The 22,357-nt window shown below is 62.6% G+C and carries 20 protein-coding genes, 1 tRNA gene and 1 pseudogene; 14 read left to right on the top strand and 8 right to left on the bottom strand.

Annotated features, from left to right (window positions below; translation table 11 throughout):
• Positions 1-391: 391 nt before the first annotated feature.
• Complete coding sequence (locus GA0061099_RS12995) at positions 392-628, bottom strand: helix-turn-helix domain-containing protein (RefSeq protein ID WP_074447714.1); 237 nt, start codon at positions 626-628, stop codon at positions 392-394.
• Positions 629-712: 84 nt separating this feature from the next.
• Between GA0061099_RS12995 and GA0061099_RS39945 the strand changes: the two genes are divergently transcribed.
• Positions 713-1,198, top strand: a complete 486-nt coding sequence (locus tag GA0061099_RS39945; protein WP_141697584.1) for a hypothetical protein — start codon at positions 713-715, stop codon at positions 1,196-1,198.
• On the opposite strand, the gene GA0061099_RS12990 is transcribed toward GA0061099_RS39945, so the two are convergent.
• Positions 1,195-3,018 (bottom strand): site-specific integrase, encoded by a 1,824-nt coding sequence (locus GA0061099_RS12990; RefSeq protein ID WP_141697583.1) that lies wholly within the window; start codon positions 3,016-3,018, stop codon positions 1,195-1,197. The two genes, GA0061099_RS39945 and GA0061099_RS12990, sit on opposite strands and share 4 nt — an antisense overlap.
• A gap of 289 nt (positions 3,019-3,307) precedes the next feature.
• On the opposite strand from GA0061099_RS12990, the gene GA0061099_RS12985 reads away from it, so the two are divergent.
• Complete coding sequence (locus GA0061099_RS12985; RefSeq protein WP_074447713.1) at positions 3,308-4,714, top strand: tyrosine-type recombinase/integrase; 1,407 nt, start codon at positions 3,308-3,310, stop codon at positions 4,712-4,714.
• A 160-nt stretch (positions 4,715-4,874) separates the two neighbouring features.
• Here GA0061099_RS12985 and GA0061099_RS43085 read toward each other — a convergent pair whose 3' ends face one another.
• On the bottom strand, positions 4,875-5,093 hold the full coding sequence (locus GA0061099_RS43085) for an excisionase family DNA-binding protein (RefSeq protein ID WP_036028736.1): 219 nt from the start codon (positions 5,091-5,093) through the stop codon (positions 4,875-4,877).
• Between the two features lie 225 nt (positions 5,094-5,318).
• On the opposite strand from GA0061099_RS43085, the pseudogene GA0061099_RS12975 reads away from it, so the two are divergent.
• A pseudogene (locus GA0061099_RS12975) lies at positions 5,319-5,855 on the top strand (ATP dependent DNA ligase); the annotation flags it as partial.
• 563 nt (positions 5,856-6,418) lie between these two features.
• A complete protein-coding gene (locus GA0061099_RS12970) occupies positions 6,419-6,745 on the top strand; it encodes a DUF3833 family protein (protein WP_338060687.1) in 327 nt (108 codons plus the stop codon).
• Positions 6,746-6,884: 139 nt separating this feature from the next.
• Here GA0061099_RS12970 and GA0061099_RS41100 read toward each other — a convergent pair whose 3' ends face one another.
• The gene (locus GA0061099_RS41100; RefSeq protein WP_157786030.1) at positions 6,885-7,022 is read right to left on the bottom strand and encodes a hypothetical protein; all 138 of its coding nucleotides are present in this window, start codon (positions 7,020-7,022) and stop codon (positions 6,885-6,887) included.
• A gap of 699 nt (positions 7,023-7,721) precedes the next feature.
• Between GA0061099_RS41100 and GA0061099_RS12965 the strand changes: the two genes are divergently transcribed.
• Positions 7,722-9,476, top strand: a complete 1,755-nt coding sequence (locus GA0061099_RS12965; RefSeq protein WP_420886524.1) for a recombinase family protein — start codon at positions 7,722-7,724, stop codon at positions 9,474-9,476.
• On the opposite strand, the gene GA0061099_RS12960 is transcribed toward GA0061099_RS12965, so the two are convergent.
• From GA0061099_RS12960 to mnmA, 4 genes are all read right to left on the bottom strand, one after another.
• Positions 9,433-9,509: transfer RNA gene (locus GA0061099_RS12960), tRNA-Met, on the bottom strand. The genes GA0061099_RS12965 and GA0061099_RS12960 overlap by 44 nt on opposite strands.
• 287 nt (positions 9,510-9,796) lie before the next feature.
• Entirely contained in the window at positions 9,797-10,150 is a 354-nt protein-coding gene (locus tag GA0061099_RS12955; protein WP_035999080.1) for a hypothetical protein, read from the bottom strand.
• Positions 10,151-10,196: 46 nt separating this feature from the next.
• Complete coding sequence (locus GA0061099_RS12950; RefSeq protein WP_035999078.1) at positions 10,197-10,835, bottom strand: class I SAM-dependent methyltransferase; 639 nt, start codon at positions 10,833-10,835, stop codon at positions 10,197-10,199.
• A gap of 247 nt (positions 10,836-11,082) precedes the next feature.
• Entirely contained in the window at positions 11,083-12,264 is a 1,182-nt protein-coding gene (gene mnmA, locus GA0061099_RS12945) for a tRNA 2-thiouridine(34) synthase MnmA (protein WP_036022170.1), read from the bottom strand.
• A gap of 348 nt (positions 12,265-12,612) precedes the next feature.
• Between mnmA and GA0061099_RS12940 the strand changes: the two genes are divergently transcribed.
• From GA0061099_RS12940 to GA0061099_RS12900, 9 genes are all read left to right on the top strand, one after another.
• The gene (locus tag GA0061099_RS12940; protein ID WP_036022167.1) at positions 12,613-14,208 is read left to right on the top strand and encodes a flagellar hook-length control protein FliK; all 1,596 of its coding nucleotides are present in this window, start codon (positions 12,613-12,615) and stop codon (positions 14,206-14,208) included.
• A 13-nt stretch (positions 14,209-14,221) separates the two neighbouring features.
• The gene (locus tag GA0061099_RS12935; protein ID WP_036022166.1) at positions 14,222-14,926 is read left to right on the top strand and encodes a flagellar hook assembly protein FlgD; all 705 of its coding nucleotides are present in this window, start codon (positions 14,222-14,224) and stop codon (positions 14,924-14,926) included.
• 385 nt (positions 14,927-15,311) lie between these two features.
• The gene (sciP, locus tag GA0061099_RS12930) at positions 15,312-15,587 is read left to right on the top strand and encodes a CtrA inhibitor SciP (RefSeq protein ID WP_002714638.1); all 276 of its coding nucleotides are present in this window, start codon (positions 15,312-15,314) and stop codon (positions 15,585-15,587) included.
• A gap of 178 nt (positions 15,588-15,765) precedes the next feature.
• Positions 15,766-17,376 (top strand): flagellar basal-body MS-ring/collar protein FliF, encoded by a 1,611-nt coding sequence (fliF, locus tag GA0061099_RS12925; RefSeq protein ID WP_057027994.1) that lies wholly within the window; start codon positions 15,766-15,768, stop codon positions 17,374-17,376.
• Positions 17,377-17,408: 32 nt separating this feature from the next.
• Positions 17,409-18,503, top strand: coding sequence for a flagellar motor switch protein FliG (gene fliG, locus GA0061099_RS12920; RefSeq protein ID WP_035999044.1), 1,095 nt, complete (start codon positions 17,409-17,411; stop codon positions 18,501-18,503).
• Complete coding sequence (locus GA0061099_RS12915; protein ID WP_036022160.1) at positions 18,503-19,126, top strand: FliH/SctL family protein; 624 nt, start codon at positions 18,503-18,505, stop codon at positions 19,124-19,126. Before fliG ends, GA0061099_RS12915 begins: the two co-directional genes overlap by 1 nt.
• A gap of 3 nt (positions 19,127-19,129) precedes the next feature.
• Entirely contained in the window at positions 19,130-19,480 is a 351-nt protein-coding gene (fliN, locus tag GA0061099_RS12910) for a flagellar motor switch protein FliN (protein ID WP_035704875.1), read from the top strand.
• A 51-nt stretch (positions 19,481-19,531) separates the two neighbouring features.
• A complete protein-coding gene (flbD, locus tag GA0061099_RS12905; RefSeq protein WP_025034232.1) occupies positions 19,532-20,917 on the top strand; it encodes a sigma-54-dependent transcriptional regulator FlbD in 1,386 nt (461 codons plus the stop codon).
• A 257-nt stretch (positions 20,918-21,174) separates the two neighbouring features.
• A complete protein-coding gene (locus GA0061099_RS12900) occupies positions 21,175-22,323 on the top strand; it encodes a M20 family metallopeptidase (protein WP_036022158.1) in 1,149 nt (382 codons plus the stop codon).
• Positions 22,324-22,357: the final 34 nt, after the last annotated feature.

The raw sequence follows: 22,357 nt of genomic DNA, 5'->3' as shown, positions 1-22,357 counted from the left end.
CACCAACCCTGAAGGGTCACCTCCAAGCTCGGGTGAGTGACCCACCACCCCTCCTACATGGCCCCCTCAAAGGACAGCCCCTAAGACTAACCCTTCGGTCTCCTCCATAGGGCCGAACCATGGTGCGGACCAAGGCGATCTCAATTCATCCTCTGACGCAGCTTCCTGATGATCTCTCGGAGGTCATCGACATACTCTTCGATGAGGCGTCGAGCCTCCTCCATGCGCGTCGGCTTGGGCGTCGGACGTTTCTGGGGCTCAGGCTCTTTCATGCCTAAGGCTTGGCAAGAGGACGACAGTGATCATTGAGCTAAATCAAACAGTCCTGTTCGGGCCTAACCTGAGGTCCAGTGCTAAAAGTGACCTGCCTGACACCGGACGAGATTCAGGCCTAACCCCGGGTCCTCTTCTGGGGGACGAGCAGCCGATCAGGGGTCGTCTTCAAGGCACGAGCCAAGCGGGCCAGGACGATGATGGTGCAGTTGCGGGTGCCTCGCTCCACCTGACTGACGTAGGTCCGATCTAGCCCCGCCTCTAGGGCCAAATCCTCTTGGGACAGCCCGAGACCCTTGCGGGCCTTCCGCACGGCCGCCGCCAACACGTCAACGATCCCTGTCTCGTCTTCCATGCGAGCGACAGGGCCGAGATGTTGACTTTTGGTCTACGGACTATGAGTCTCATTTCTTATCAAGTCCGCCTTCCGGAGTAGATCATGGCCTTACGCATTGTTTACGTCTTGGTCCTTTCAGCCACCGTTGTCTATTCGCACAACGCCACCTTGGCTGCGTCTTGGAGCGCGGCTGTTTGCGGTGCAGCAACTAAGAGCCCGTTCTGCGCTCTTTTTAACTCCGTTGAGAAAATACCGGAGGATGAACGGCTAAAGCAGATAAGGGAGTTTTATCTTGCAAAGCTGGACAAATGGGCCCTGAACGCAGAGCCAGCCACGATGCAAAATCAAGTTGTTGACAGTTGCGGCATGCTAACAATTGTCACCGCACCGGCCAGCACAGCAAGAAACTTCGTTGAGGGGAGAGAGCGCGAAGAATTTGATGCGCGTGTCGATGCCTGCGCAAAGTTGACGGCACAAAGGGCATGGCCGCAACCCGAATTCGCTACACCTCAAACAGTCGATCTCGTCTGCAATCGTTGGACGCCGCTACTTCGCGATCTCTGCATTCGCGCCAAACTAAACACTTAACGACGCTGCATTTCCCAGCGTAATGCTCCCAAATCAACAGGAGCTTTGACACTATCGATCGCGACCGCCAAAGGTTTCAGCGAAAAGCCCTTGCCGTATGATCGCCCTACGCCTCTCCCAGAATGGCCCGTCAGAGCGTCATGCATTTCCTCGGAGATGTTCGCGTCCCGGGTCATCCGCTTGAAGGTATGGCGAAAGGAGTGAAATACCTTAGCGGTATCCGCTACGCCACACGTCGAGCGGAGATAGCGACCAAACCACTTTGACCATGCTGATGAACGTGTTCGCTCACCCTCAGCATCGACGTCCGGCCACAGTGGGCTCTCCAAGTTACCGCCTCTCTTGAGCAGTGTCTCCCTGTACCTCAGCAAGCCGATGCGCTTGAGTTCTCGGTGTAGGGGCACATGACGGATGGATGAGTTGGTCTTCGTTGAGCGCCCACCAGTCCGGTCAATATCGAAGTACCATCGCTTCGTGTCTTCGTCCTGCCGGAGATCGCATATCCGCAACTGTGCGATTTCATCCAGGCGCATCCCGGAAAGCAGACTGATAAGAGGAAACCAGAAGGCCGCTTCGCCACCACCACCGGTAGGACGCTCGTTGTTCGCATATACAGGTGACGCGAAGATCGCCTTCAGGTCTAGCTTCTCGAAATGCTTCCGGCGCGTCTGATGATTATCGACGGAGAACCGAATGGCCTTCCCGAATGGATTCACGAAGCCGGGGACCTTATCGAGAAAGCCTTCGCGCTCGGCCCGAGAGACGATTCCACCCAGAACCTGAACGATCTTATTCACGGTGGTTGCCTCGCGGGGTTTGAACTCAGAAAGGTCCCGCTTCAGCAACTCCGGCAAGGGTAACCGGCGCAAATCGCGCGGCAATGCGGCGGGCACTCCGGCAACGGCGTCACGAAATTCGCGGGCCTTCTCGCGGGTAATCTCGCCAAGCCGTAGATCGCCATGCAATTCCTTGAAGTACCGGATGGCTTGCTCCGCCTCCGTCACCGTGTTGGCATTCGGCCTCTTGGCATTGTGCGCCGAACCGCCGGCAGCCCATGACGCCAGAGCCTTGGAGAGCTTCGGTCCGAGTTCATCGGCAGATCGCTCGGCCACGACCGGAGTGGGGATGATTTCCCCGCGCTGCCGTTTCTTCATGGCATCGTAGGCCCGCACATGAGCTTCAAGGACCGCTAGGGCGGCCTTCTGAAACTCCGGCGACGATTTACTTAAGTAGATGCCACGCGCTTTGAGGGCGATGTTAGTCTCGGGATAGACGATCTTGGGGTCACGCCGGGCGTAGGCGGTACGAAACTCGTCTTCGAACACCGGCAGCAGTTCACCGTACATGTGAGCATGGTCGGCGGACATTCCCATCTGTGTGCTTGGCGGCACGGCCGCTAGGTCGGGCCAATCCGCTCGTTCGTGAGGTGTTTGGAGATACCGCCGGTCATCGCCATCCGTTCGCTCGGCTTCGTCCTCGGCAAGCAACGCTGCGAAGACGTCGTCGCTTAGTTGCTTTAGATCGAGGTTCACCGGCTGCGCGACTATGGCGCGAGGTGTTAGAGCCTCCACTGCGGCGTCAAACAACCGGGCCGCCTTCAAGGCCTCCTGATGATCGCGCCGCTTCGCCTGCTTCAGTTCTTTCGTCGCGAGGGACCGAACAAGTTCACGCTTGAAGCGCTGCGTCTTAGGATTGACGAGGTCGGGGAAAGCATCGCGAATGTGAGACGGTGCGGGCTTCCCAGCGAGTGCTTCGGGTAGCCTCTTGCGAAACTCGTAGGTGCCGGACGCACGCCGCTGCATGTAACTTAAAGCCGCCATTGTGGACCACCTTTGTGGGCTACGGTTGTGTAGCAAGGCGGCCGCTCTAAGCTTATGATTGCTTAGAGTTTTCATCTTTTCAATGGCTTAGGATGTGGCTGGCGCTCCCTAGGGGAATCGAACCCCTGTTTCAGCCTTGAGAGGGCTGGAAACATTTTCCGCGGGGGTTCGCGGTCGTTCGTCATAATATAGCCTTCTCAATAGTTTATGTAGAATCCGTTCTTCGCTGTTCGGCTTTGTACGCCGATGCTTATTCGACGGATATTCGACGACTCCGGGTTCGTATGCCGTGACAAAGACGCTCACTGAGGCTCAGATCACGACTGCCAAGGCGCGTTCGAAACTGGAGCTTGGCGTCCATTGGCGCCGCCTCGATGCCGAGGCGCATCTTGGCTATCGCAAGGGCAAGCGGAGCGGCGTTTGGTTCGTGCGCTGGCGCAATCACCATGAAGGAGCCAACTACAAGCAGGCGCCGGTCGGCATCGCCAACGACGTCAACGACAAACTTGCCGAAGGCACGCTGACTTTCGAGCAGGCGGTGACACAAGCGCGGGAACACGTCACCCGGTCCAGAATAGAAGCGGCGGCACAAGCCGCCGGACCGGTACCCACCGTGCGGACGGCTGTAGAGACATACATCAGGGAACGTAATGCCCGTGATAGCCGACGGGCCGGACGCGAGGTTCGATCCGATGCTGGTCGCCGCTTGCGGCGTTACGTTCTTGGTCAAGAGCAGCGTGGCAGCCAAGAAGCCGTTGAGGCCGCCTCTCTCGCCGCAGTCCATCTACACGCGCTACAGGAAGATGATCTTTTGACGTGGCGCGAGGACCTTCCTGTAGAATTGAAGGCGACGACAAAACAGCGGCTCATAAACGACCTGAAGGCGGCGCTGAATGCTGCATGGCCACGCTTGACGGCGGAACAAAAGAAGCTGAATCCAACATTCCTCTCGATTGTGAAAGACGGGTTTAAGGCTGAGCGCATTGATGACGATGACGAGATATCTGTTGCTCGAGACAATCAAATCCTCACGGACGCGCAGATCAGCACGTTGCTTCAAGCCGCATGCGAGATCGACGACGAGCAAGGATTTGAAGGCGATCTATATCGCATTGTCGTGTGCCTTGCAGCAACGGGCGCGCGATTTGCGCAGGCAAGGCGGATGCGCGTTAGCGATGCACAACGGAAAGAGCGACGTTTGATGGTACCAGGTTCCTACAAGGGACGTGGCGGCAACGGCGGCTCCGTACCAGTTCCGGTGGGCGAAGATATCGTCGAAGTCCTCTTACCGGGAATCCTAGATCGTCCAAGAGACGCGCCGTTGTTCGAGCGATGGAGCCATGAGCAGGAAGCAGGTAGCATCGTTTGGAGAAAATCAGAACGCGGTCCGTGGAAGACGGCAGAACTTACTCGTCCGTGGCATGCGATCCGCGAGCGCGCAGGGCTGCCGGAAGCCATTCCTTATGCGTTACGACATTCCAGCATCGTGCGGGGCTTGCGAAACCGCCTCCCCATTCAGCACGTTGCTAAACTGCACAACACTTCTGTGAAAATGATCGAGGGGCACTACGCCAAATATATCTCGACAGCTTTGGAAGATCTCGCTCGGGCAGCAGTGGTACCGCTGGTCCCGCGGCCCGGTGAAAATGCGGCCGGCGCGGATGACAGTAAGAAGCTTTTGCCATCTAACGCATAAGTCTGCAGGCTTGGCTCCGCGGCCCCAAGCCCGGAGCGCACTCGCTGCTTTTCCGGGCTGATACACAATTGAATCAAGAGCTATTTCACGATTGATTCGATAGGCGTGCTGTCGTCAGCTTCCGCACCTGTTCGGGTGACTGTCATTAGGAGCCGCGAACCTATGCACGGTTGGCTGGTGTCATATTGACGCCAACCAGAGCCAGCAGAGATTGCACCATGACTAGCCGACGGCGACCGACGGTCGTCGTGGTAACTCGACCATCGCCGATTAATTCATAAATCTTTGTCCGCCCGAGACCGGTCACTTCACAAGCCTCGGCGACGGTGCAGGTCAACCGCTGGGCAAACGGAAGGCGTCGACCTTGATGACAGGGCATCGACTTATCTGCCGCCACCTCGCGTTCAGTTTGGACACTGCGTTCGAACTCCGGACCAAGCCGTATCAAGATTACGCCTCCCTCACAATCGGAGGAGCTACCTTGAGACGCGCCGCCTTCCACGTCAACGGAAGCAGAAGCGCAGAATGGAAAGCCGTAGCGAACGTCAGGAAGCATTGGAAAACTCTCGGCTACAAAAGGCAACGCCGAATTTTTCGCAACCGATATCTAAATGGTCGCGATCTGCGCATGGTGCCGCTGTTCGAGCGCAAAGCGCTGTTGCGTAAGATCGTTGATGGCACGGCTATCCAATTCAGCGAAAGCTTTGAGATAGACGGCCAGGACATGTTCAAACATGCGTGCAAGACCGGCTTAGAAGGCGTTGTGTCGAAGGTGCGTGACAGCCGATACGAAAGCGGCCGGGGCACTGGATGGGTAAAAGTGACGTGCGCACAACGCGAGACGCTGGCCATTGCTGGCTACGCGCTAGGCGGCACCAAATGGGACGGCATGTACATCGGCCGCCGCAAAGGCAACGAGTTTCTGTACGCCGGGAAGGTTGACTACGGCTTTTCGCCTGCCGATAGGAAAGAACTACAGCGAAAGCTAAAGCCGCTCATTCGCAAAACGCAGCCCTACACAAAGCGCATCGCGCGTCGCGGCATTTGGGTGGAGCCCGAGCTAATGGCCGAGATCGAGTATCGCGCCAAATCAGCGGAAGGAAAGCTGTATCCATTCTTCAAAGGACTGCGGCAGGACTAATGACAGTGTGTCTAAGAGGCCACTAGTTCAGCCATTCCTGCTGGGAGCGTCGGATTTCCGACTCTTCTCCCCCTCGCACTCAAGATACGATGCGGGCGCTGGGACTGCGATCAGCCGCTTGATCTTTGACCCGGTGGCCGCTCGATTGTTGCGGGCGGCCTTTCTCTTCTGTTCTAACGCTGCGTTTTGGGGTCTGCTATGGACCGCAATCAATACCTCTGCACCGCGTGCCACAAGCCGCGAAAGTTCGTCGGCAGCGAGCCCGCCGCCACGCGGTACGAAATCCGATCGTATGAATGTCCGTCCTGCAAGAGCGTGCTGCGGATGGTAGAGCGCACCGAACCAAGCATGTTTCCGCGCCGATCAGGAACCTGATCTCAGGAGGAGACTTAGTTCGTTAGACGGCTTTCGAAGGGCTCCGCTATGGCTATCGCCCACTTCAAAGAAACCAAACCGCTATTTCTGCCCGAAGCATTCTTCGTCGGCCGCCTGGAAGGATGGGCTGTGGTTGAAAGCCTTGTCGGTGGCTTCTTAAGCGAGCGACGATATCGGGTCACGGCGAATTGGACGAAGACACCGATACCGTTGTGTTCACGGAGACGTACACCTTCGATGATGGCCACAGCGACACGCTACGCTGGACCATCCACAAAATGGGCGAAGGCCAGTACACGGGGCACGAAAATCGGCTAGATGGCGAGGCCACGGGCGAGCAAGCCAGATGCGCATTTCATTGGAAATATAGTCGCGAGACGCCACAAGGCGACGGGAAGTCGTTCAAGCTGAACTTTGATGATTGGTTCTATGCGATTGATGGCCCGGACCTGCATCGTTCGGGGAAGCGCCGGGCGAGCGGGCATTCCGTTCGCCACGGCCCTTGTGACGTATAGGAAGCTTAAGCCTTCGGCGTGAACTGACTGGCGTGCTCGATCTGAGTCCGCAGAAATTCGGCCTGAAGGAAACGACCTCTTGCAAGTTTTGCGCGGCGGCGAGCTTACGCGCATATTCCAGAGAAGTTGTGACGTTCTGTTACGCGAAGTTCAGCGCAAGGTTGCCCGGCAGCTTGGCTTGCTCAAAGAAAAACGAGAACGCCCTCTCCGTTTGGTCGATGGTCTTTTCAACAAGCTCCCGCACATCGCGCGGCACGTCCACCGATCGATTTATCATCAGTGCCACCGAATCGGCGTGTACCGCGGCTTGCGTGACTCTAGCTCGGTTTGAAGCTGTCCAGCATAGGCGCGGACATTTGCCCCGATAAAGCGGTACCGACCGCCCCTGCCTCGTCTGCCGCTACTTGCCGCTGAATGCTGTTCCACATGGCAAGCAAGCTTTGATCTGTTGAGTGAAATGCATGAACGCCACTCTATAGAGCTGCACTAACGCCACGTCGCGTTCTCCAACCAACCAATAACCAACGCTACGGCGTAACAGAACGCGAACGAACGCTACCAATCTTCACCAAATTCATCAATATTTTCAGTGTCCTCCCGCGACCCCTTCCCGCTCATAACGGTCTGGTTGCAGGTTTATTTCTGGCCAAAAATAGCAATGAGATCAATAGCTGGTCACAGTCTGTTGGTGACGGTGCCGGATTCTCGCCCCAGAATCTAGCCACGTACAAAGAGCTGGACGTAACACTTGCTAGCAGTGCACACTTCGGCGGGCGAATGCCTTCCGAGCTGCATCCCTTTTTCTTCGCCGCGGCATCCAATTACACGACGAGCTCATAGCGGCCGTTCCGCTTAGGCACCGCCAGAGCATGATGCTCTGGATGATCACCAACGCCGACATTTTGTGGAATGGCGCCAGCGCAGGTGCGTGCACCTCGTTGAGTTGCGCGATGACCTAGAGGTTCAATCGTGCAGGATGCGCATCGCAAATTGTCCTTGCAGACGAATCCAGACAAGGCGATCTTACGCCTTGCGCGCGTACTTGCTCGTCTGGCTGCGAGGGAAGATCATGAAAGAGAGCTCGTCGATCGAAGAGTCAAGGAAGAGAGCGACGATCTATGCTCGATTCTCAACCGATCTTCAGAACGAGCGTTCGATTGAAGATCAGCTTTCACTTTGTCAAAGCTATGCAGAGCGCGAAGGCTTAACGGTTATCAGCACCCATGAAGATCGAGCTCGTTCAGGTGGCTCGGTCATGGGACGCGAAGGCCTTCTGCGGATGTTGGACCAAGCGCGGGAGAGATCCTTTGACGTAGTGATCGTTGAAGCGCTCGACCGCCTCTCTCGCGACATGGAAGACCTCGCGGGTATCCATAAGCGACTATCTTTTCTCGGCATCGAGATCCGGGCGGTCCACGAAGGCGTCGTTAACACTGTGCTGGTCGGTCTTCGCGGCCTGGTCGGACAACTCTATCGTGAAGACAACGCGCACAAGGTGCGGCGTGGCCAAGCAGGTCGGGTCAAGCAAGGTTTGGCTGGAGGTGGCCTCACATACGGATACGCCGCGGTCGCCGGAAAGAGCGGCGAACGAGTCATCGTCGAGGCCGAGGCAGAGATGATCCGGCGCATCTTCCAGGAATACGTGGACGGTCGGACGCCTCGTGAAATCGCGCACGATCTCAACAAGGAGAGGGTATCACCTCCGCGAGGGCGGGCATGGAATGCGTCAACTATCAATGGCAATCTCGGGAGGGGTGCCGGCATTCTGCAGAACGAGCTTTATGTAGGGCGCCTCGTCTGGAACAAGGTCAGGATGGTGAAAGATCCCGACTCGGGAAAGCGACTGTCACGACCAAATCGTAAGAGTGACTGGCAGGTGGCTGAAGTTCCGCACCTTGCAATTGTCAATCCAGAGCTATTCGCAGCTGCTCAGCAACGCAAAGAGGAGCGCAGTCACACCCACCCCAGCCATCAACGCCGGCCTCGTCGGATGCTATCTGGCCTGCTCCGTTGCGGCTCGTGCGGCTCGGGCATGGCAACCAATGGGCGCGACAAATCAGGGCGTGTTCGCATTCGCTGCTCGGCGGCGACAGAGAGCGGCACGTGTCCGGACGCCAAGACTTTCTATTTGGATACGGTCGAAAGTGCAGTCCTCAACGGTCTAAAGGCCGAATTGCGCGCGCCGAAAGTTATCTCAGAATACGTACGCACGTATCTCGAGGAGCGGAAGCGCCTCGCAGCCACATCACATGCAAAACGGCAGCGCCTTGAGCAGCAGCATGGGCAATTAAACCGGGAAATCGAACGACTGGTGGATGCGATCGCGAAAGGACATGGCGATCCATCCGTTCTCGGACCGCGATCGACTGCCTTAGATGCCGAACGAAAGCGGATATCTGAGGAGTTGCAGAGTGAGCCACCCGCCCCAAAGGAAGTCGCGCTGCATCCGGCCATCCTCAAACGATATGAGGAGCAACTCGGTCGGCTTGAAGAAGCACTGGGCAAAGGTGTCAGTGCGGGTGACGGAGAGGCCGCAGAAGCCATCAGAGACCTGGTCGAGACGGTCACTGTGTTCCGCGATCCAGGACGACGCCCAGGTGGCGTAGCCGTGGAGATAGCGGGCCGGCTAAACGCCCTGCTCGGGGAAAAGGCCTATCCAAACCACGTCAGAGGAGTGTGGGGAAAGGTGGTAGCGGGGGAGGGACTCGAACCCCCGACCCCAGGATTATGATTCCCGTGCTCTAACCAGCTGAGCTACCCCGCCACAGGGATCGCGGCGGCGATTTGAGGCCGATCTCGCGAACGCGCGGCATATAAGGAAGGGGGCGGGGGTAAGTCAACGCTAAAAGCTTCCGCCTTCGCCGAGGCTTCCGCCTTCGCTAAAGCTTCGGCGGACAAGGTCGGCGGGACAAGTCGGCGAGAAGAGGACGATTTCGGCGCTCGATTGCCGAATGTCGAGGCCGGACTCGTGGAGGGTCCCCCTCACCCGAAATCCGCGCGTCGCGCGGATTCCGGCCTCTCCCCGGCGGGGAGAGGCGAGGAAAGCAGCCCTTATTTCGGCCTCACATTGGGGTCGCCGCCGGGGCTGCCGGGGGGCGGGATCACCGGGGTGTTGCTGTCAGTGCTGGGGGCCGGGGCGTGCATATCGGGATCGACGCCCGCGGGTGGGCAGAGCACGCCGTCCGTCTTGGCGAGCTTGTCGCCGAGCGGTTCCCGGGACTGGCCGGTGGTGGTGCCTTCCGGGGTGGTGGCCAGCCGATCGGATGGGGCACAGCCGGCGGCGCGTTGCGGGGATGGCGGCGCGGTCGCTTGCGGCGGCGTCGCCGGGGCGGGCGGGGCCTGCGCGATCGCTGTGCCTGAGGCGGCGATCAGGAGGCCCGCGAGAATGAGGTTTGTCGTGCGCATGGGAAGGAAACGCGCGCGCGAGGCCCCCTGTTCCCGCGGCTCGCAATCACGATTTGCGGTAGCGGATCAGCGAGAAATGGCCCATCGGCGGCATGGGACGGCGCTCGGTGAGCGCGACGCCGCCGTGCCTTGCGGCCCAGCCCTCGAGGCGGGCCCACGGGAATTCCGGGCGCCAGCCGAGACGGCGGGCGATGGGCGCGAAAGCGAGCTCGAACAGCTTGCGAGGACCGCTCTCCGCGCCGATGTGATTGACCAGGATCAGCTCGCCGCCTGACTTAAGCACGCGCATGAACTCGTCGAGCGTGCCTTCGGGATCGGGCACGGCGGTGATGACATATTGCGCCACCACCGCGTCGAAGAAATTGTCGGGGAAGGCGAGGTTCTTCGCATCCATCACCGAGAGCACTTCGACATTGGAGAGACGTAAGCTCCGGACACGCGCCTGCGCCTTGCGCAGCATCGGCTCGGAGATGTCGACGCCGCAGACCTTCGTGGTGCGCGCGTATTCGGAGAGCGAAAGACCGGTGCCGACGCCGACGTCGAGGACGCGGCCGCCGATGCGGTCGGCCTCGGCGATGGTCGACTGCCGGCCGGCGTCGAACACCTTGCCGAACACGAGATCATAGACCGGCGCCCAGCGGCCATAGGCCTTCTCGACCCCGGCCCGCGAGATGTCTGCTGCCATGCCCCCTGCCCTTGCGCGAAGATTCTCTAAGGTGTGTTTGTTGGTGAGAACGGATCTTTCCCCGCGCGCGGTCTGGAGCCTCTCCCGCGTGCGGGAGAGGTCGACACGCTCGCAAGAGCGTGGCGGGTGAGGGTTCTCTCCGCATCGGGAGTATCCCATTGCGGAAGCACCCTCTCCCCAACCCTCTCCCGCAGGCGGGAGAGGGAGCGCACTTCCGGTGTCGCGAGAGTGCGATCCAATTTCATGATCAGCCGCGCACGGCTTCCGCGAGCGGGCGCGATGTGCCCGTGCCGACCTTGGCCGCGGCGCTCTGGATGAAGCCGCCGCCGAGCACCCGGGCCTGGCCGCCGGGCGCGTCGTAGAACACGCAGGCCTGTCCCGGCGAGACGCCCTCTTCGCCGGCGACGAGCTCGACCTCGTAACGGCCATTGCTGCCGCGCAGCCAGGCCGGCTGCGGACTGCGGGTGGAGCGCACGCGCACGAACATTTCGAGGCCGCTTCCGATGGCGCGGTCGATGTCGCCGTCGCCGATCCAGTTGACGTCGCGAAGTGCGATGCGGTGCATCTTCAGCGCATCGCGCGGGCCGACCACGACGCGGCGGGTCGCCGCGTCCAGCCGCACCACGAACAGCGGCGCATGGGCTGCGATGCCGAGGCCGCGGCGCTGGCCGACGGTGAAATTGGCGATGCCGTTGTGCCGGCCGAGCACGCGGCCCTCGAGATCGACGATGTCGCCGGGGTCCATCGCATTGGGGCGCAGGCGCGTGATGATGTCGGTGTAGCGGCCGGTCGGCACGAAGCAGATGTCCTGGCTGTCGTGCTTGTCGGCGACCGCGAGGTCGAAGCGGCGCGCGAGCTCGCGCGTCTCGGGCTTGGTCATGTCGCCGAGCGGAAAGCGCAGGAAGTCGAGCTGTTCCTGCGTGGTCGCGAACAGGAAATAGCTCTGGTCGCGATCGGCGTCGGCCGCGCAGACCAGCGCGCGCGAGCCGTCGCCCCGACGGCGCGAGGCGACGTAATGGCCGGTGGCGAGCGCTCGGGCGCCGAGCTCGCGCGCGGTCTTCAAGAGGTCGCGGAATTTGACGCTGCGGTTGCACTCGATGCAGGGTACCGGCGTTTCACCAAGGGCATAAGAATCGGCGAAATTGTCGATGACGGACTCGCGGAAGCGGTCCTCGTAGTCGAGCACGTAATGGGGAATGCCGAGCTTGGCCGCGACGTCGCGGGCGTCGTGGATGTCCTGGCCGGCGCAGCAGGCGCCCTTGCGGTGGGTGGCCGCGCCATGGTCGTAGAGCTGCAGCGTGATGCCGACGACGTCGTAGCCCTCAGCCTTCAGCAACGCAGCCGTCGTCGAGGAATCGACGCCGCCCGACATGGCAACGACGACCCTGGTGTCCTCGGGACGGCCTTCGAGATCCAGACTGTTGAGCATGGGTCCTAGAGCGTTGTGACGGCGGCGACGCGCGAATCCACGATTTGCTTTCTCGGGGGACGGCGGCGATCCCCCGGAACCTTGGTTCCCGAAGAGCACGACTGCCCAAGTCGAAAGCGGCTGAGAGTAGCCTCTTTAATATAGGCGGCATTCCGGTGAAGCAATCACGCGAGCCCCCCGCTTAGGGCAATTCTTGCCGGGGCGGCAGAAATGGCGGGGTCGGAGCCCGCGGCCCGGCAATGCACCCACATCGCCAAATCATTGATTATATTGCTGAAATATTCAGTTCGGGACGCTGGCCCGCTCCTTGCTCCCTCTTGATGCGAAGTTGCTTGCAAGGGGTTGCCTGTGGTCGGTCGGATGTCAGATGTCGTGGCAAGCGTGCAAATCCAGAGCGCGCAGCAGAAGCCTGCCCGGTCGCAAGCCCCGAAGGACACGCCCGCGAGCGAGGCTTTCGGCTCGCTGGTCGACAGCAACACGCAGGCCAGCGGCAACAACGCGCAGGACGCCGCACCGCGCCGGAACGAGCAGAGCTCGTCCTCCCCGGCGGCCGAGCGGCCGTCGCGCGACACCTCTTCCACGGACCAACCTTCGCAGAGCAAGGCGAGCGACGACACCGAGGCGTCTGCGCCTGCGGAGAATGACAGGGGCGAGGCGCCCAGCGATCCGACCAAGGACGTAGACAAAGTCAAAGACAAGTCCGAGACGGCCGACGCCAAATCGGCCGACAAATCCGACGAGCCCGAGAGCGACGCGACTGATGGCACCGAGGTCCTCACCGCCGCCGTCGAGGCGGCTGCCGCCGCGCCGTCCGCGACGACGCAGACCGCCCTGCCCGATCTTGGAATCATCGTTGCCGCGCCGGTCGTCCCGATCGACCCGAATGCAGCTGCGAACCAGGCTGGCGATGCCGCCGCCGCGCCGCTCGCGATCGCCGCGGCAGGTCTTGCCGCCAGCGCCTCCATCGCGGCCCAGATCGCCGGCACCAAGACCGATACCGCCACGGCGAGCGCCAAGGCCGCAGGCGCCGAGGTCGATGCCGAGACCACGACGACGCTCGGCGAGGCCGCGGCCGGCACGACCGAGACCGCCTCGACCGATGGAAAAGCTGGTGGCGGACTGATCGCCGCGGTCAGCCAGGGCACGCCCAAGACCGCGTTCAAGGATGCCGCCACAGCGCAAGCCCAGACCGACATCTCGAATATCGGCCAGGACACCGGCAAGACGAACCTCGCCACGGCGCAGGCACCCGCCAGCGCCGCGCATGCGCAAGGCGTCAAGCCGCAGCCCGATAGCGTCGCGACCGACGCCAAGGCGGGCCCCGCCGACCGCGCCGCCGATCCGGCCCAGGCCACGTCGGCCGCGCCGGCGCATGCCGGCCCGCAAGCCACGATCGCTCCGACGGATACCAGCGCGCAGGCCGCTTCTACCGTGCAGGCGCCGCTGACGAATGCGACCTCGGCCGCGACAGCATCAACCGCGACGCTCACCGCGACCGCGGCGACCCACACTACGGCGGTGCCGATCAGCGGCATCCCGATCGAGATCGCAGCCGCCATTCGGTCCGGCAAGTCGCGGTTCGACATCAGCCTCGATCCGGCCGAGCTCGGCCGCATCGACGTGCGCATCAACGTCGACCGCGCCGGCAACGTCACCTCGCATCTCACCGTCGAGAAGCCGGAGACGCTGCAGATGCTGCGTCAGGACGCGCCGCAATTGCAGCGCGCGCTCGACGATGCCGGCTTCAAGACCGGCAGCAACGGCTTGTCCTTCAGCCTGCGCGACCAGAATTCATCGGGCCAGCACTCGGGCCAGAACAACGACAATGGCGGCAATGCCCGCCGCCTGATCATCAGCGAGGACGACAGCGTTTCCACGGCGCCCATCGGGCGCGGCTATGGCCGCATGCTCGGATCGAGCAGCGGCGTCGACATCAGAGTGTGAGGAGTATCTGGCAATGACCACCACGAATGCCGCCACTTCGCCCCCGGTCGTCTCCGGGACGACCGATCTGCCGAAATCCTCGTCGAGTTCGTCGATGAGCTCGACCACGGGGTCGACGCTCGCCGGCAATTTCCAGACCTTCCTGACCCTGCTGACGACGCAGCTGCAGAACCAGAACCCGCTCGATCCGCTCGACACCAACCAGTTCACCCAGCAGCTGGTGCAGTTCGCCGGCGTCGAGCAGCAGCTCAAGACCAACGAATCGCTGGCTCAGCTCGTCACTCTGCAGCAGACCACGCAGGCGACCCAGGCGCTGGGCTTCGTCGGCAAGACCGCGCTGGTCGACGGCTCGACCGCGACGATGACCAACTCGACGGCTGTCTGGCATCTCAACGTCCCGACCGACTCCACCGTCGAGATCTCCATCGCCAATTCGAGCGGCCAGACCGTGTTCAACGGCAAATATACCGCCGCCGCCGGCAACGACATTCCCTTTACCTGGAACGGCATGGGTAATGACGGCACGCAATGGCCCGACGGCAAGTACACGATCTCGGCCACGGGCAAGGACGTCGCGAACAACAATGTCGGCATCGCCGCGCAGGTGCAGGGCGTGGTGTCGTCGGTCGATCTGACCCAGTCGCCGCCGCTGCTCACCATCGACGGCGCCAGCTACACGCTGAGCCAGGTGAAGAGCATCATTGCGACGAGCAATTGAGGGCGGGCAAGCGAACCACATACGAGATGTCATCCCCGCGAAGGCGGGGATCCATAACCCCAGGAAGTCGTTTTCGCATTAGGTCGTAACCCCGAGTCGTCGTCAAACTGCTCCCTGGGGTTATGGGTCCCGGGCTCGCGCTACGCGCGCCCCGGGACGACGGTTGGGCCTCCGCGGCACCGCGCTCCGACCCTCGTTCGTTAGTAAAGTATTTACCTTCTGCCCCGCTCAGCCGGCCGAGACTGCGTCTTTCGCCCGCCGAGTCGGCCGCGTTCCCGCAAGATTCAACGAGAATTGTATTGAACCCTTAGGCTTAGCGGATTTTTAAGCCGCGGGGGTTACGGTTACGGCGTGAGTTCAGTGGTTGAGAGTTTGTGAGTACGCCATGACAGAACCCCATCGCCCGAGGGTAAAATACGTCATCGGGCCGGACGGCAGTCCGTTGACGATCGCGGATCTGCCTGCACCCGGCACCAAACGCTGGGTCATCCGCCGCAAGGCCGAAGTCGTCGCCGCTGTCCGTGGCGGACTTCTCTCCCTGGAGGAGGCCTGCAGCCGTTATACCCTGACGGTCGACGAATTCCTCTCCTGGCAGTTTTCCATCGACCAGCACGGTCTGGCGGGTCTTCGCACCACCCGCATCCAGCAATATCGCCAGTAGGCGATCCGGAATTCTGCGGTCTTTGACGAAAATCGGCCTCGCTTCGCGAGGCCGATTTTTTTCATGATGCACTTTTGTCCGACCTCTTAACCTTCGTTAACCATATCGAAACCATCACCTAGGCAATAATTGCCCAGTCGACCGCTCGGTTGCGGGTCGGATTGGTCGGGGCGGTTGCTTGCAAGGTCTTGCGGACTTCTTAAAAAGTATCGGTGCCGCCCGGTTCGGGGCGATGATCGCGGTCACCGCCGCGCTCATCGGCTTCTTTGCCTTCGTCATCATGCGTGTCACCACGCCGCAGATGACGACGCTGTTCACGGACCTGTCCGTCGAAGACTCCTCCAGCATCATCAAGGACCTGGAACGCCAGGGCATCCAGTTCGAGATCCGCAATGAGGGCTCCATCATCATGGTGCCCAAGGACAAGGTCACGCGGCTGCGGATGAAGCTCGCCGAGGGCGGCCTGCCCAAGGGCGGCGGCGTCGGCTACGAGGTGTTCGACAAGTCGGACGCGCTCGGCACCACCTCCTTTGTCCAGAACATCAATCATCTGCGCGCGCTCGAGGGCGAGCTCGCCCGCACCATCCGCGCCATCGACCGCATCCAGGCCGCCCGCGTCCATCTGGTGCTGCCCGAGCGCCCGCTGTTCGCCCGCGAGGCGCCGGAGCCGTCGGCCTCGATCGTGGTCCGCGTCCGCGGTGCGCTGGAAGCCCAGCAGATCCGCGCCATCCGCCACCTCGTCGCCTCCGCCGTCAACGGCCTGAAGCCGCAGCGGGTCTCGATCGTCGACGAGGCCGGTCAGCTGCTCGCCGACGGAGCTCAGACCGATCCGGAACAGGCGGTCGGCGAGGAGCGCCGCATCGCCTTCGAGAAGCGGATGCGCAAGCAGGTCGAGGACATCGTCTCCTCCGTGGTCGGCTCGGGCCGCGCCCGCGTGCAGCTCTCCGCCGATTTCGACTTCAACAAGGTCACCCAGACCTCGGACAAGTTCGATCCCGAGGGCCGCGTGCTGCGCTCCAGCCAGACCCGCGAAGAGCAGAGCATGACCGCCGACAACAACGGCCAGGTCACCGTCAACAACGAGCTGCCCGGCAACCAGCAGAACAACGGCGTCGCGCCCAAGGACCAGAGCAAGAAGACCGAGGAGACCAACAATTACGAGATCTCCCGCACCACCAAGACCGAGGTGACCGAGGCCGGCCGGGTCAACCGCATCTCGGTCGCGGTGCTGGTCGACGGCATCTACAGCAAGAACGACAAGGGTGAGCTGGCCTACCAGGACCGCACCAAGGAGCAGCTCGACCGCATCGCCACGCTGGTGCGCTCGGCGATCGGCTTCGACCAGAAGCGTGGCGACCAGGTCGAGGTCGTCAATCTGCGCTTCGCCGACGCGCCCTCCACCGCCCCGATCGGCGAGCCCAGCGGCTTTCTCGGCATGCTGCAGTTCACCAAGGACGACGTCATGTACTTCGTCGAGCTCGGCGTGATGATGCTGCTCGGCCTCGTCGTGCTGTTCCTGGTGATCCGCCCGCTGGTCAAGCGCATTCTCGCCTCCGACGAGGTCGCCGCCGCCATCTCCGGCGTGCTGACGGGCCCAGCCGCCTCGGAAGAGGCCGCGCCGGCCGGCCAGCCGCTGCTGCCGAGCGGCGGCACCAGCGCCATCGACGTCGCCACCATTCAGGGCCAGGTCCACGCCCAGTCCGTTCACCGCGTCGGCGAGCTCGCCGAACGCAATCCCAACGAAACCGTCGCAATCATCCGCCAGTGGCTGACTGAGCCGACGAAATAACCAAAGCCAAGTGCATCAAGAAGTGATCTGACATGGCCGCCTCCTTGCAAAACGCCAACTCCAACGACATCACCAGCGTGATCTCCACGCTCGGTCAGCGCGCCGGCAGCCGTGAGGGCGGACCCAAGACAGAAGGTCTGACAGGGCCGAGGCGCGCCGCGATCCTGATGCTGGCGCTCGGCGAGCAATATGGCGGCAAGATCTGGAGCCTGCTCGACGACGACGAGGTCCGCCAGCTCTCGCTGGAGATGTCGACGCTCGGCACCGTCGAAGTCGACACCGTCGAGGACATGCTGCTCGAATTCGTCTCGCGCATGTCGGCCTCGGGCGCGCTGATGGGCAATTTCGACGCCACCGAGCGGCTGCTCCAGCAATACCTGCCGCCGGAACGCGTCAACGGCATCATGGACGAGATCCGCGGTCCCGCCGGGCGCAACATGTGGGAGAAGCTCTCCAACGTGCAGGAAGAGGTTCTCGCCAACTATCTCAAGAACGAATACCCGCAGACCATCGCCGTGGTGCTGTCGAAGCTGAAGCCGGAGCACGCCGCGCGCGTGCTCGGCATCCTGCCCGAGGAGCTCGCGCTCGACGTCGTCAACCGCATGCTGAAGATGGAGGCGGTGCAGAAGGAGGTGATCGAGAGTGTCGAGAAGACGCTGCGCACCGAATTCATGTCCAACCTGTCGCAGACCCGCCGCCGCGACGCCCACGAGGTCATGGCGGAAATCTTCAACAATTTCGATCGCCAGACCGAGACCCGCTTCATCACCTCTCTGGAAGAGGACAACCGCGAATCGGCCGAGCGCATCAAGGCGCTGATGTTCACCTTCGACGACCTCGTGAAGCTCGATTCCGGCTCGGCGCAGACCCTAATGCGCAACGTCGACAAGGACAAGCTCGGCGTCGCGCTCAAGAGCGCCAACGAGGACGTCCGCAATTTCTTCTTCGGAAACATGTCCTCGCGCGCGGCCAAGATGCTCCAGGACGACATGGCGGCCATGGGCCCCGTGCGCCTGCGCGACGTCGACGAAGCCCAGGCGCTGCTGGTCAATCTCGCCAAGGACCTCGCCGCCAAGGGTGAGATCATGCTGACCAAGAACCGCGCCGACGACGAGCTGGTGTACTGATGGCCGCTCCGGCAAAATTCCTGTTCGATACCGACTTCGCGGCGCCCGAACGGGCGACGCGCGAGAAGGCCGCGACCGCGGCCGAGATCGCCCAGAAGGTCGCGGAAGCCGAGGCGCGCGCCTACCAGGACGGCTTTGCCGCCGGCCAGCGCGAGGCTAAGGCCGAGAGCGACCGCCGCGTTGCGCTCGCCATGGAAGAGATCAACATCGCGATTCGGGGCGTCGCCTCCGGCATCGGCAACATCGAGACCAGGATGGAGACCGAGGCGGTCGAGGTCGCGATCGCGGTGGCGCGCAAGCTGTGCGCCGACCTCGTCGCCGCCGAGCCGCTCGGCGAGGTCATCGCGCTGGTCAAGGACTGCTTCTCGCATCTGGTCGCGACGCCGCATCTCGTCGTCCGCATCAACGATTCGCTCTACGACAGCGCGCGCGAGAAGATCGAGCGGCTCGCCAAGCAGAGCGGCTTCGAGGGCCGGCTGGTGATCCTGGCCGAGCCGGAAATTGCCACCGGCGACTGCCGGATCGAATGGGCCGATGGCGGCGTCGTGCTGGAGCGCGGCGCCATCGCGGCCAAGATCGACGAAATGGTCGGACGCTATATCGCGTCCCGCAGGGGGAGCTAAACCATGAGCGACACCGACGGACAGGTCCCGCTGCCCGATCTCAACGGCCCGATGCCGCCTGCCGGCACCGACGTCGGCTACAACGAGGACGAATATGCGGCGCGTGCCGCCGCCGACCTCGAGGCGGTGTTCGACGTGCCGGTGCAGGTCTCGGCCGTGCTCGGCCGCTCCAAGATGGACGTCGGCGAGCTCCTGAAGCTCGGACCGGGCACCGTGCTAGAGCTCGACCGGCGCGTCGGCGAGGCCATCGACATCTACGTCAACAACAAGCTGGTCGCCCGCGGCGAGGTCGTCCTGGTCGAGGACAAGCTCGGCGTGACCATGACGGAAATCATCAAGGCCGAACGCGGCTGAGACGCAAGGACATGACGCGCGACGGCGCGAGCAGACGGACAGGAGACTGACATGCGGCTTCTCATCGTTGGCACATTGAAGGGCCAGCTCACCACCGCCACCAAGATCGCGATGGAGAACGGCGCCACCGTGACCCATGCCGAGGATCACGAGCAGGCGATGCGCGTGCTGCGCGGGGGCAAGGGCGCCGACCTCCTGCTGGTCGACGTCGCGCTCGACATCCGCGACCTCGTGCTGCGGCTGGAAGCCGAGCACATCCACGCCCCGATCGTCGCCTGCGGCATCACCAACGACGCCCGCGCCGCGGTCGCTGCGATCCATGCCGGGGCCAAGGAATACATCCCGCTGCCGCCAGATCCGGAGCTGATCGCCGCGGTGCTGGCTGCCGTCGCCAACGATTCCCGCGAGCTGGTCTACCGTGACGACGCCATGGCAAAGGTGATCAAGCTCGCCCAGCAGATCGCCGGCTCGGACGCCTCGGTGATGATCACCGGCGAATCCGGCACCGGCAAGGAAGTGCTGGCGCGCTACGTTCACTCCCGCTCGGCCCGGGCCAAGCGTCCGTTCATCTCGATCAACTGCGCCGCCATCCCGGAGCACCTGCTGGAATCCGAGCTGTTCGGCCACGAGAAGGGCGCCTTCACCGGCGCGGTCGCCCGCCGCATCGGCAAGTTCGAGGAGGCGACCGGCGGCACGCTGCTGCTCGACGAAATCTCGGAGATGGACGTCCGCCTGCAATCGAAACTGCTGCGCGCCATCCAGGAGCGTGTGATCGATCGCGTCGGCGGCACCAAGCCGGTTCCGGTCGACATCCGCATCATCGCGACCTCGAACCGCAATCTCGCCGAGGCCGTGCGAGAGGGCACGTTCCGCGAGGACTTGCTGTTCCGCCTCAACGTCGTGAATTTGAAGATCCCGCCGCTGCGCGAGCGTCCCGCCGACATCCTCGAGCTCGCCCAGCACTTCGTGAAGAAATATGCCGAGGCCAACGGCGTGCCGCTGCGTCCGCTCTCGGCCGAGGCGCGGCGCGTGCTCTCCGCCAACCGCTGGCAGGGCAACGTCCGCGAGCTCGAAAACACCATGCACCGCGCGGTGCTGATGGCCCAGGGCGACGAGATCGGGCCCGACGCCATCATCACGCCGGACGGCGACCGCCTCGACCTCGCCAAGACCGCCCCGGCCGTGGCGCATGCCACTATGGCCGCCGAGCAGGTGACGCGCGCGCTGGTGGGGCGCACCGTCGCCGATGTCGAACGCGACCTGATCCTGGAGACGCTGAAGCACTGCCTCGGCAACCGCACCCATGCCGCCAACATCCTCGGCATCTCGATCCGCACGCTGCGCAACAAGCTCAACGAATATGCCGACGGCGGCATCCCGATCCCGCCCGCAGGCACGCCCGGGGAATATCCGCGGATGCCGATGATGGGGGCGTAGGCGCCCGCGACCATCGAGCGGACGCGAATGCCCGGGCCAAGTCCGGGCATTTTTCGTTTGGCACAGGCCGCCACCCCGTCATTGCGAGCGCAGCGAAGCAATCCAGAATCCCTCGGCGGCGACAGACCGGATTGCTTCGCTGCGCTCGCAATGACGAACCTCAAGAGCATCCTTCGCATGACCGAACCGCGCCACGTGACTATGCCATCCGCGCGGCACGCCCTATAACCCCGCCCGAAAACCACGCGAGGGACCACATGTCTGAAGCTCAAATCACGGATTGGCTGGCGTCGCAGAAGCAGGCGATGATCGACCTGCTCCGCGACGTCGTGAACATCGATTCCGGCTCCTACGACAAGGAAGGCGTCGATGCCGTCGGTGCGCGGTTCGAGCGGCATTTTGCCGAGCACGGCATTCCGTTCCGGCGCGAAAGCCACGGCACGTTCGGCGACGCGATCCATGCCGAGGTGGCAAAGCCCGGCAGCAACGAGAAGCCGGTGCTGTTGATGGGACACCGCGACACGGTGTTCGGCAAGGGCGAGGCCGGGCGGCGGCCGTTCACGATCCGGGATGGCCGCGCCTATGGACCCGGTGTCGCCGACATGAAGTCCGGCCTCGTCATGAACGTGTTCGTGGCCGCCGCCTTCCACAAGTTCGGCGGCGCACCGCATCCGATCAAGGTGCTGATCACCTCCGACGAGGAGATCGGCTCGCCCTCCTCGCGCCCGGTGATCGAGCGCGAGGGACGCGCGGCACGCGCGGTGTTCAATTCCGAGCCGGGCCGGCCCACGGGCAACGTCGTCACCGGGCGCAAGGGTGGCATCTTCATGCACATGGCCATCACCGGCAAGGCCGCGCATTCCGGCGCCAACTTCGCCGCCGGCGTCAGCGCCATTGGCGAGCTCGCACACAAGATCGTCCAGATCCACGCGCTCACCGACCTCGACAAGGGCATCACGCTCAATGTCGGCCTCGTCTCGGGTGGGCAGTCCGTCAACACGACGGCGCCTTACGCGGAAGGGCAGATCGACCTGCGCTATGTCGATCCGGCCGATCGCGCGCGGATCATGGGTGCGATCGAAAAGATCGTCGCGACGCCTTACGTGCCCGGCACCAGCGCGACGCTCTCGATCAAGGGCGAGTTCGTGCCGGTGGTGCAGAGCGCGGACTCGAAGGCGCTGTTCGAAGGCTATCAGGCGGCCGCAAGGCAGGTGGGCCTCACCACGCTGCAGGGCGAGTTCTCCGGCGGCTGCGCCGATTCCGGCTTCACCGCCGCGGTCGGCACGCCGACCATTTGCGGTCTCGGCCCGGTCGGCGGGCTCGCGCACACGCCGGAGGAATATCTGGAGATCGACAGCATCGTGCCGCGCGCGCAGGCGCTGGCGCTGGCGATTCTGCGGGGGTGAACGGAGGTGCGTAGGGTGGGCAAAGCGAAGCGTG

The sequence above is a fragment of the Bradyrhizobium yuanmingense genome (assembly GCF_900094575.1).
GTDB classification, from domain to species: domain Bacteria; phylum Pseudomonadota; class Alphaproteobacteria; order Rhizobiales; family Xanthobacteraceae; genus Bradyrhizobium; species Bradyrhizobium yuanmingense.
Note: the sequence above shows the minus strand (reverse complement) of the source record. Positions and strands in the feature narration are given on the sequence as shown.

Excerpts from the sequence above, each read along its gene's own strand:
- GA0061099_RS12950 (WP_035999078.1), bottom strand. The coding sequence starts at position 10,835 with ATGGCAGCAGACATCTCGCGGGCCGGGGTCGAGAAGGCCTATGGCCGC.
- GA0061099_RS12955 (WP_035999080.1), bottom strand. The coding sequence starts at position 10,150 with ATGCGCACGACAAACCTCATTCTCGCGGGCCTCCTGATCGCCGCCTCA.
- fliG (WP_035999044.1), top strand. The coding sequence starts at position 17,409 with ATGGCCGCCTCCTTGCAAAACGCCAACTCCAACGACATCACCAGCGTG.
- GA0061099_RS41100 (WP_157786030.1), bottom strand. The coding sequence starts at position 7,022 with ATGATAAATCGATCGGTGGACGTGCCGCGCGATGTGCGGGAGCTTGTT.
- mnmA (WP_036022170.1), bottom strand. The coding sequence starts at position 12,264 with ATGCTCAACAGTCTGGATCTCGAAGGCCGTCCCGAGGACACCAGGGTC.
- flbD (WP_025034232.1), top strand. The coding sequence starts at position 19,532 with ATGCGGCTTCTCATCGTTGGCACATTGAAGGGCCAGCTCACCACCGCC.
- GA0061099_RS12990 (WP_141697583.1), bottom strand. The coding sequence starts at position 3,018 with ATGGCGGCTTTAAGTTACATGCAGCGGCGTGCGTCCGGCACCTACGAG.
- GA0061099_RS12935 (WP_036022166.1), top strand. The coding sequence starts at position 14,222 with ATGACCACCACGAATGCCGCCACTTCGCCCCCGGTCGTCTCCGGGACG.
- GA0061099_RS12995 (WP_074447714.1), bottom strand. The coding sequence starts at position 628 with ATGGAAGACGAGACAGGGATCGTTGACGTGTTGGCGGCGGCCGTGCGG.
- GA0061099_RS12915 (WP_036022160.1), top strand. The coding sequence starts at position 18,503 with ATGGCCGCTCCGGCAAAATTCCTGTTCGATACCGACTTCGCGGCGCCC.
- GA0061099_RS43085 (WP_036028736.1), bottom strand. The coding sequence starts at position 5,093 with ATGCCCTGTCATCAAGGTCGACGCCTTCCGTTTGCCCAGCGGTTGACC.
- GA0061099_RS39945 (WP_141697584.1), top strand. The coding sequence starts at position 713 with ATGGCCTTACGCATTGTTTACGTCTTGGTCCTTTCAGCCACCGTTGTC.
- GA0061099_RS12965 (WP_420886524.1), top strand. The coding sequence starts at position 7,722 with ATGCGCATCGCAAATTGTCCTTGCAGACGAATCCAGACAAGGCGATCT.
- sciP (WP_002714638.1), top strand. The coding sequence starts at position 15,312 with ATGACAGAACCCCATCGCCCGAGGGTAAAATACGTCATCGGGCCGGAC.
- GA0061099_RS12900 (WP_036022158.1), top strand. The coding sequence starts at position 21,175 with ATGTCTGAAGCTCAAATCACGGATTGGCTGGCGTCGCAGAAGCAGGCG.
- fliN (WP_035704875.1), top strand. The coding sequence starts at position 19,130 with ATGAGCGACACCGACGGACAGGTCCCGCTGCCCGATCTCAACGGCCCG.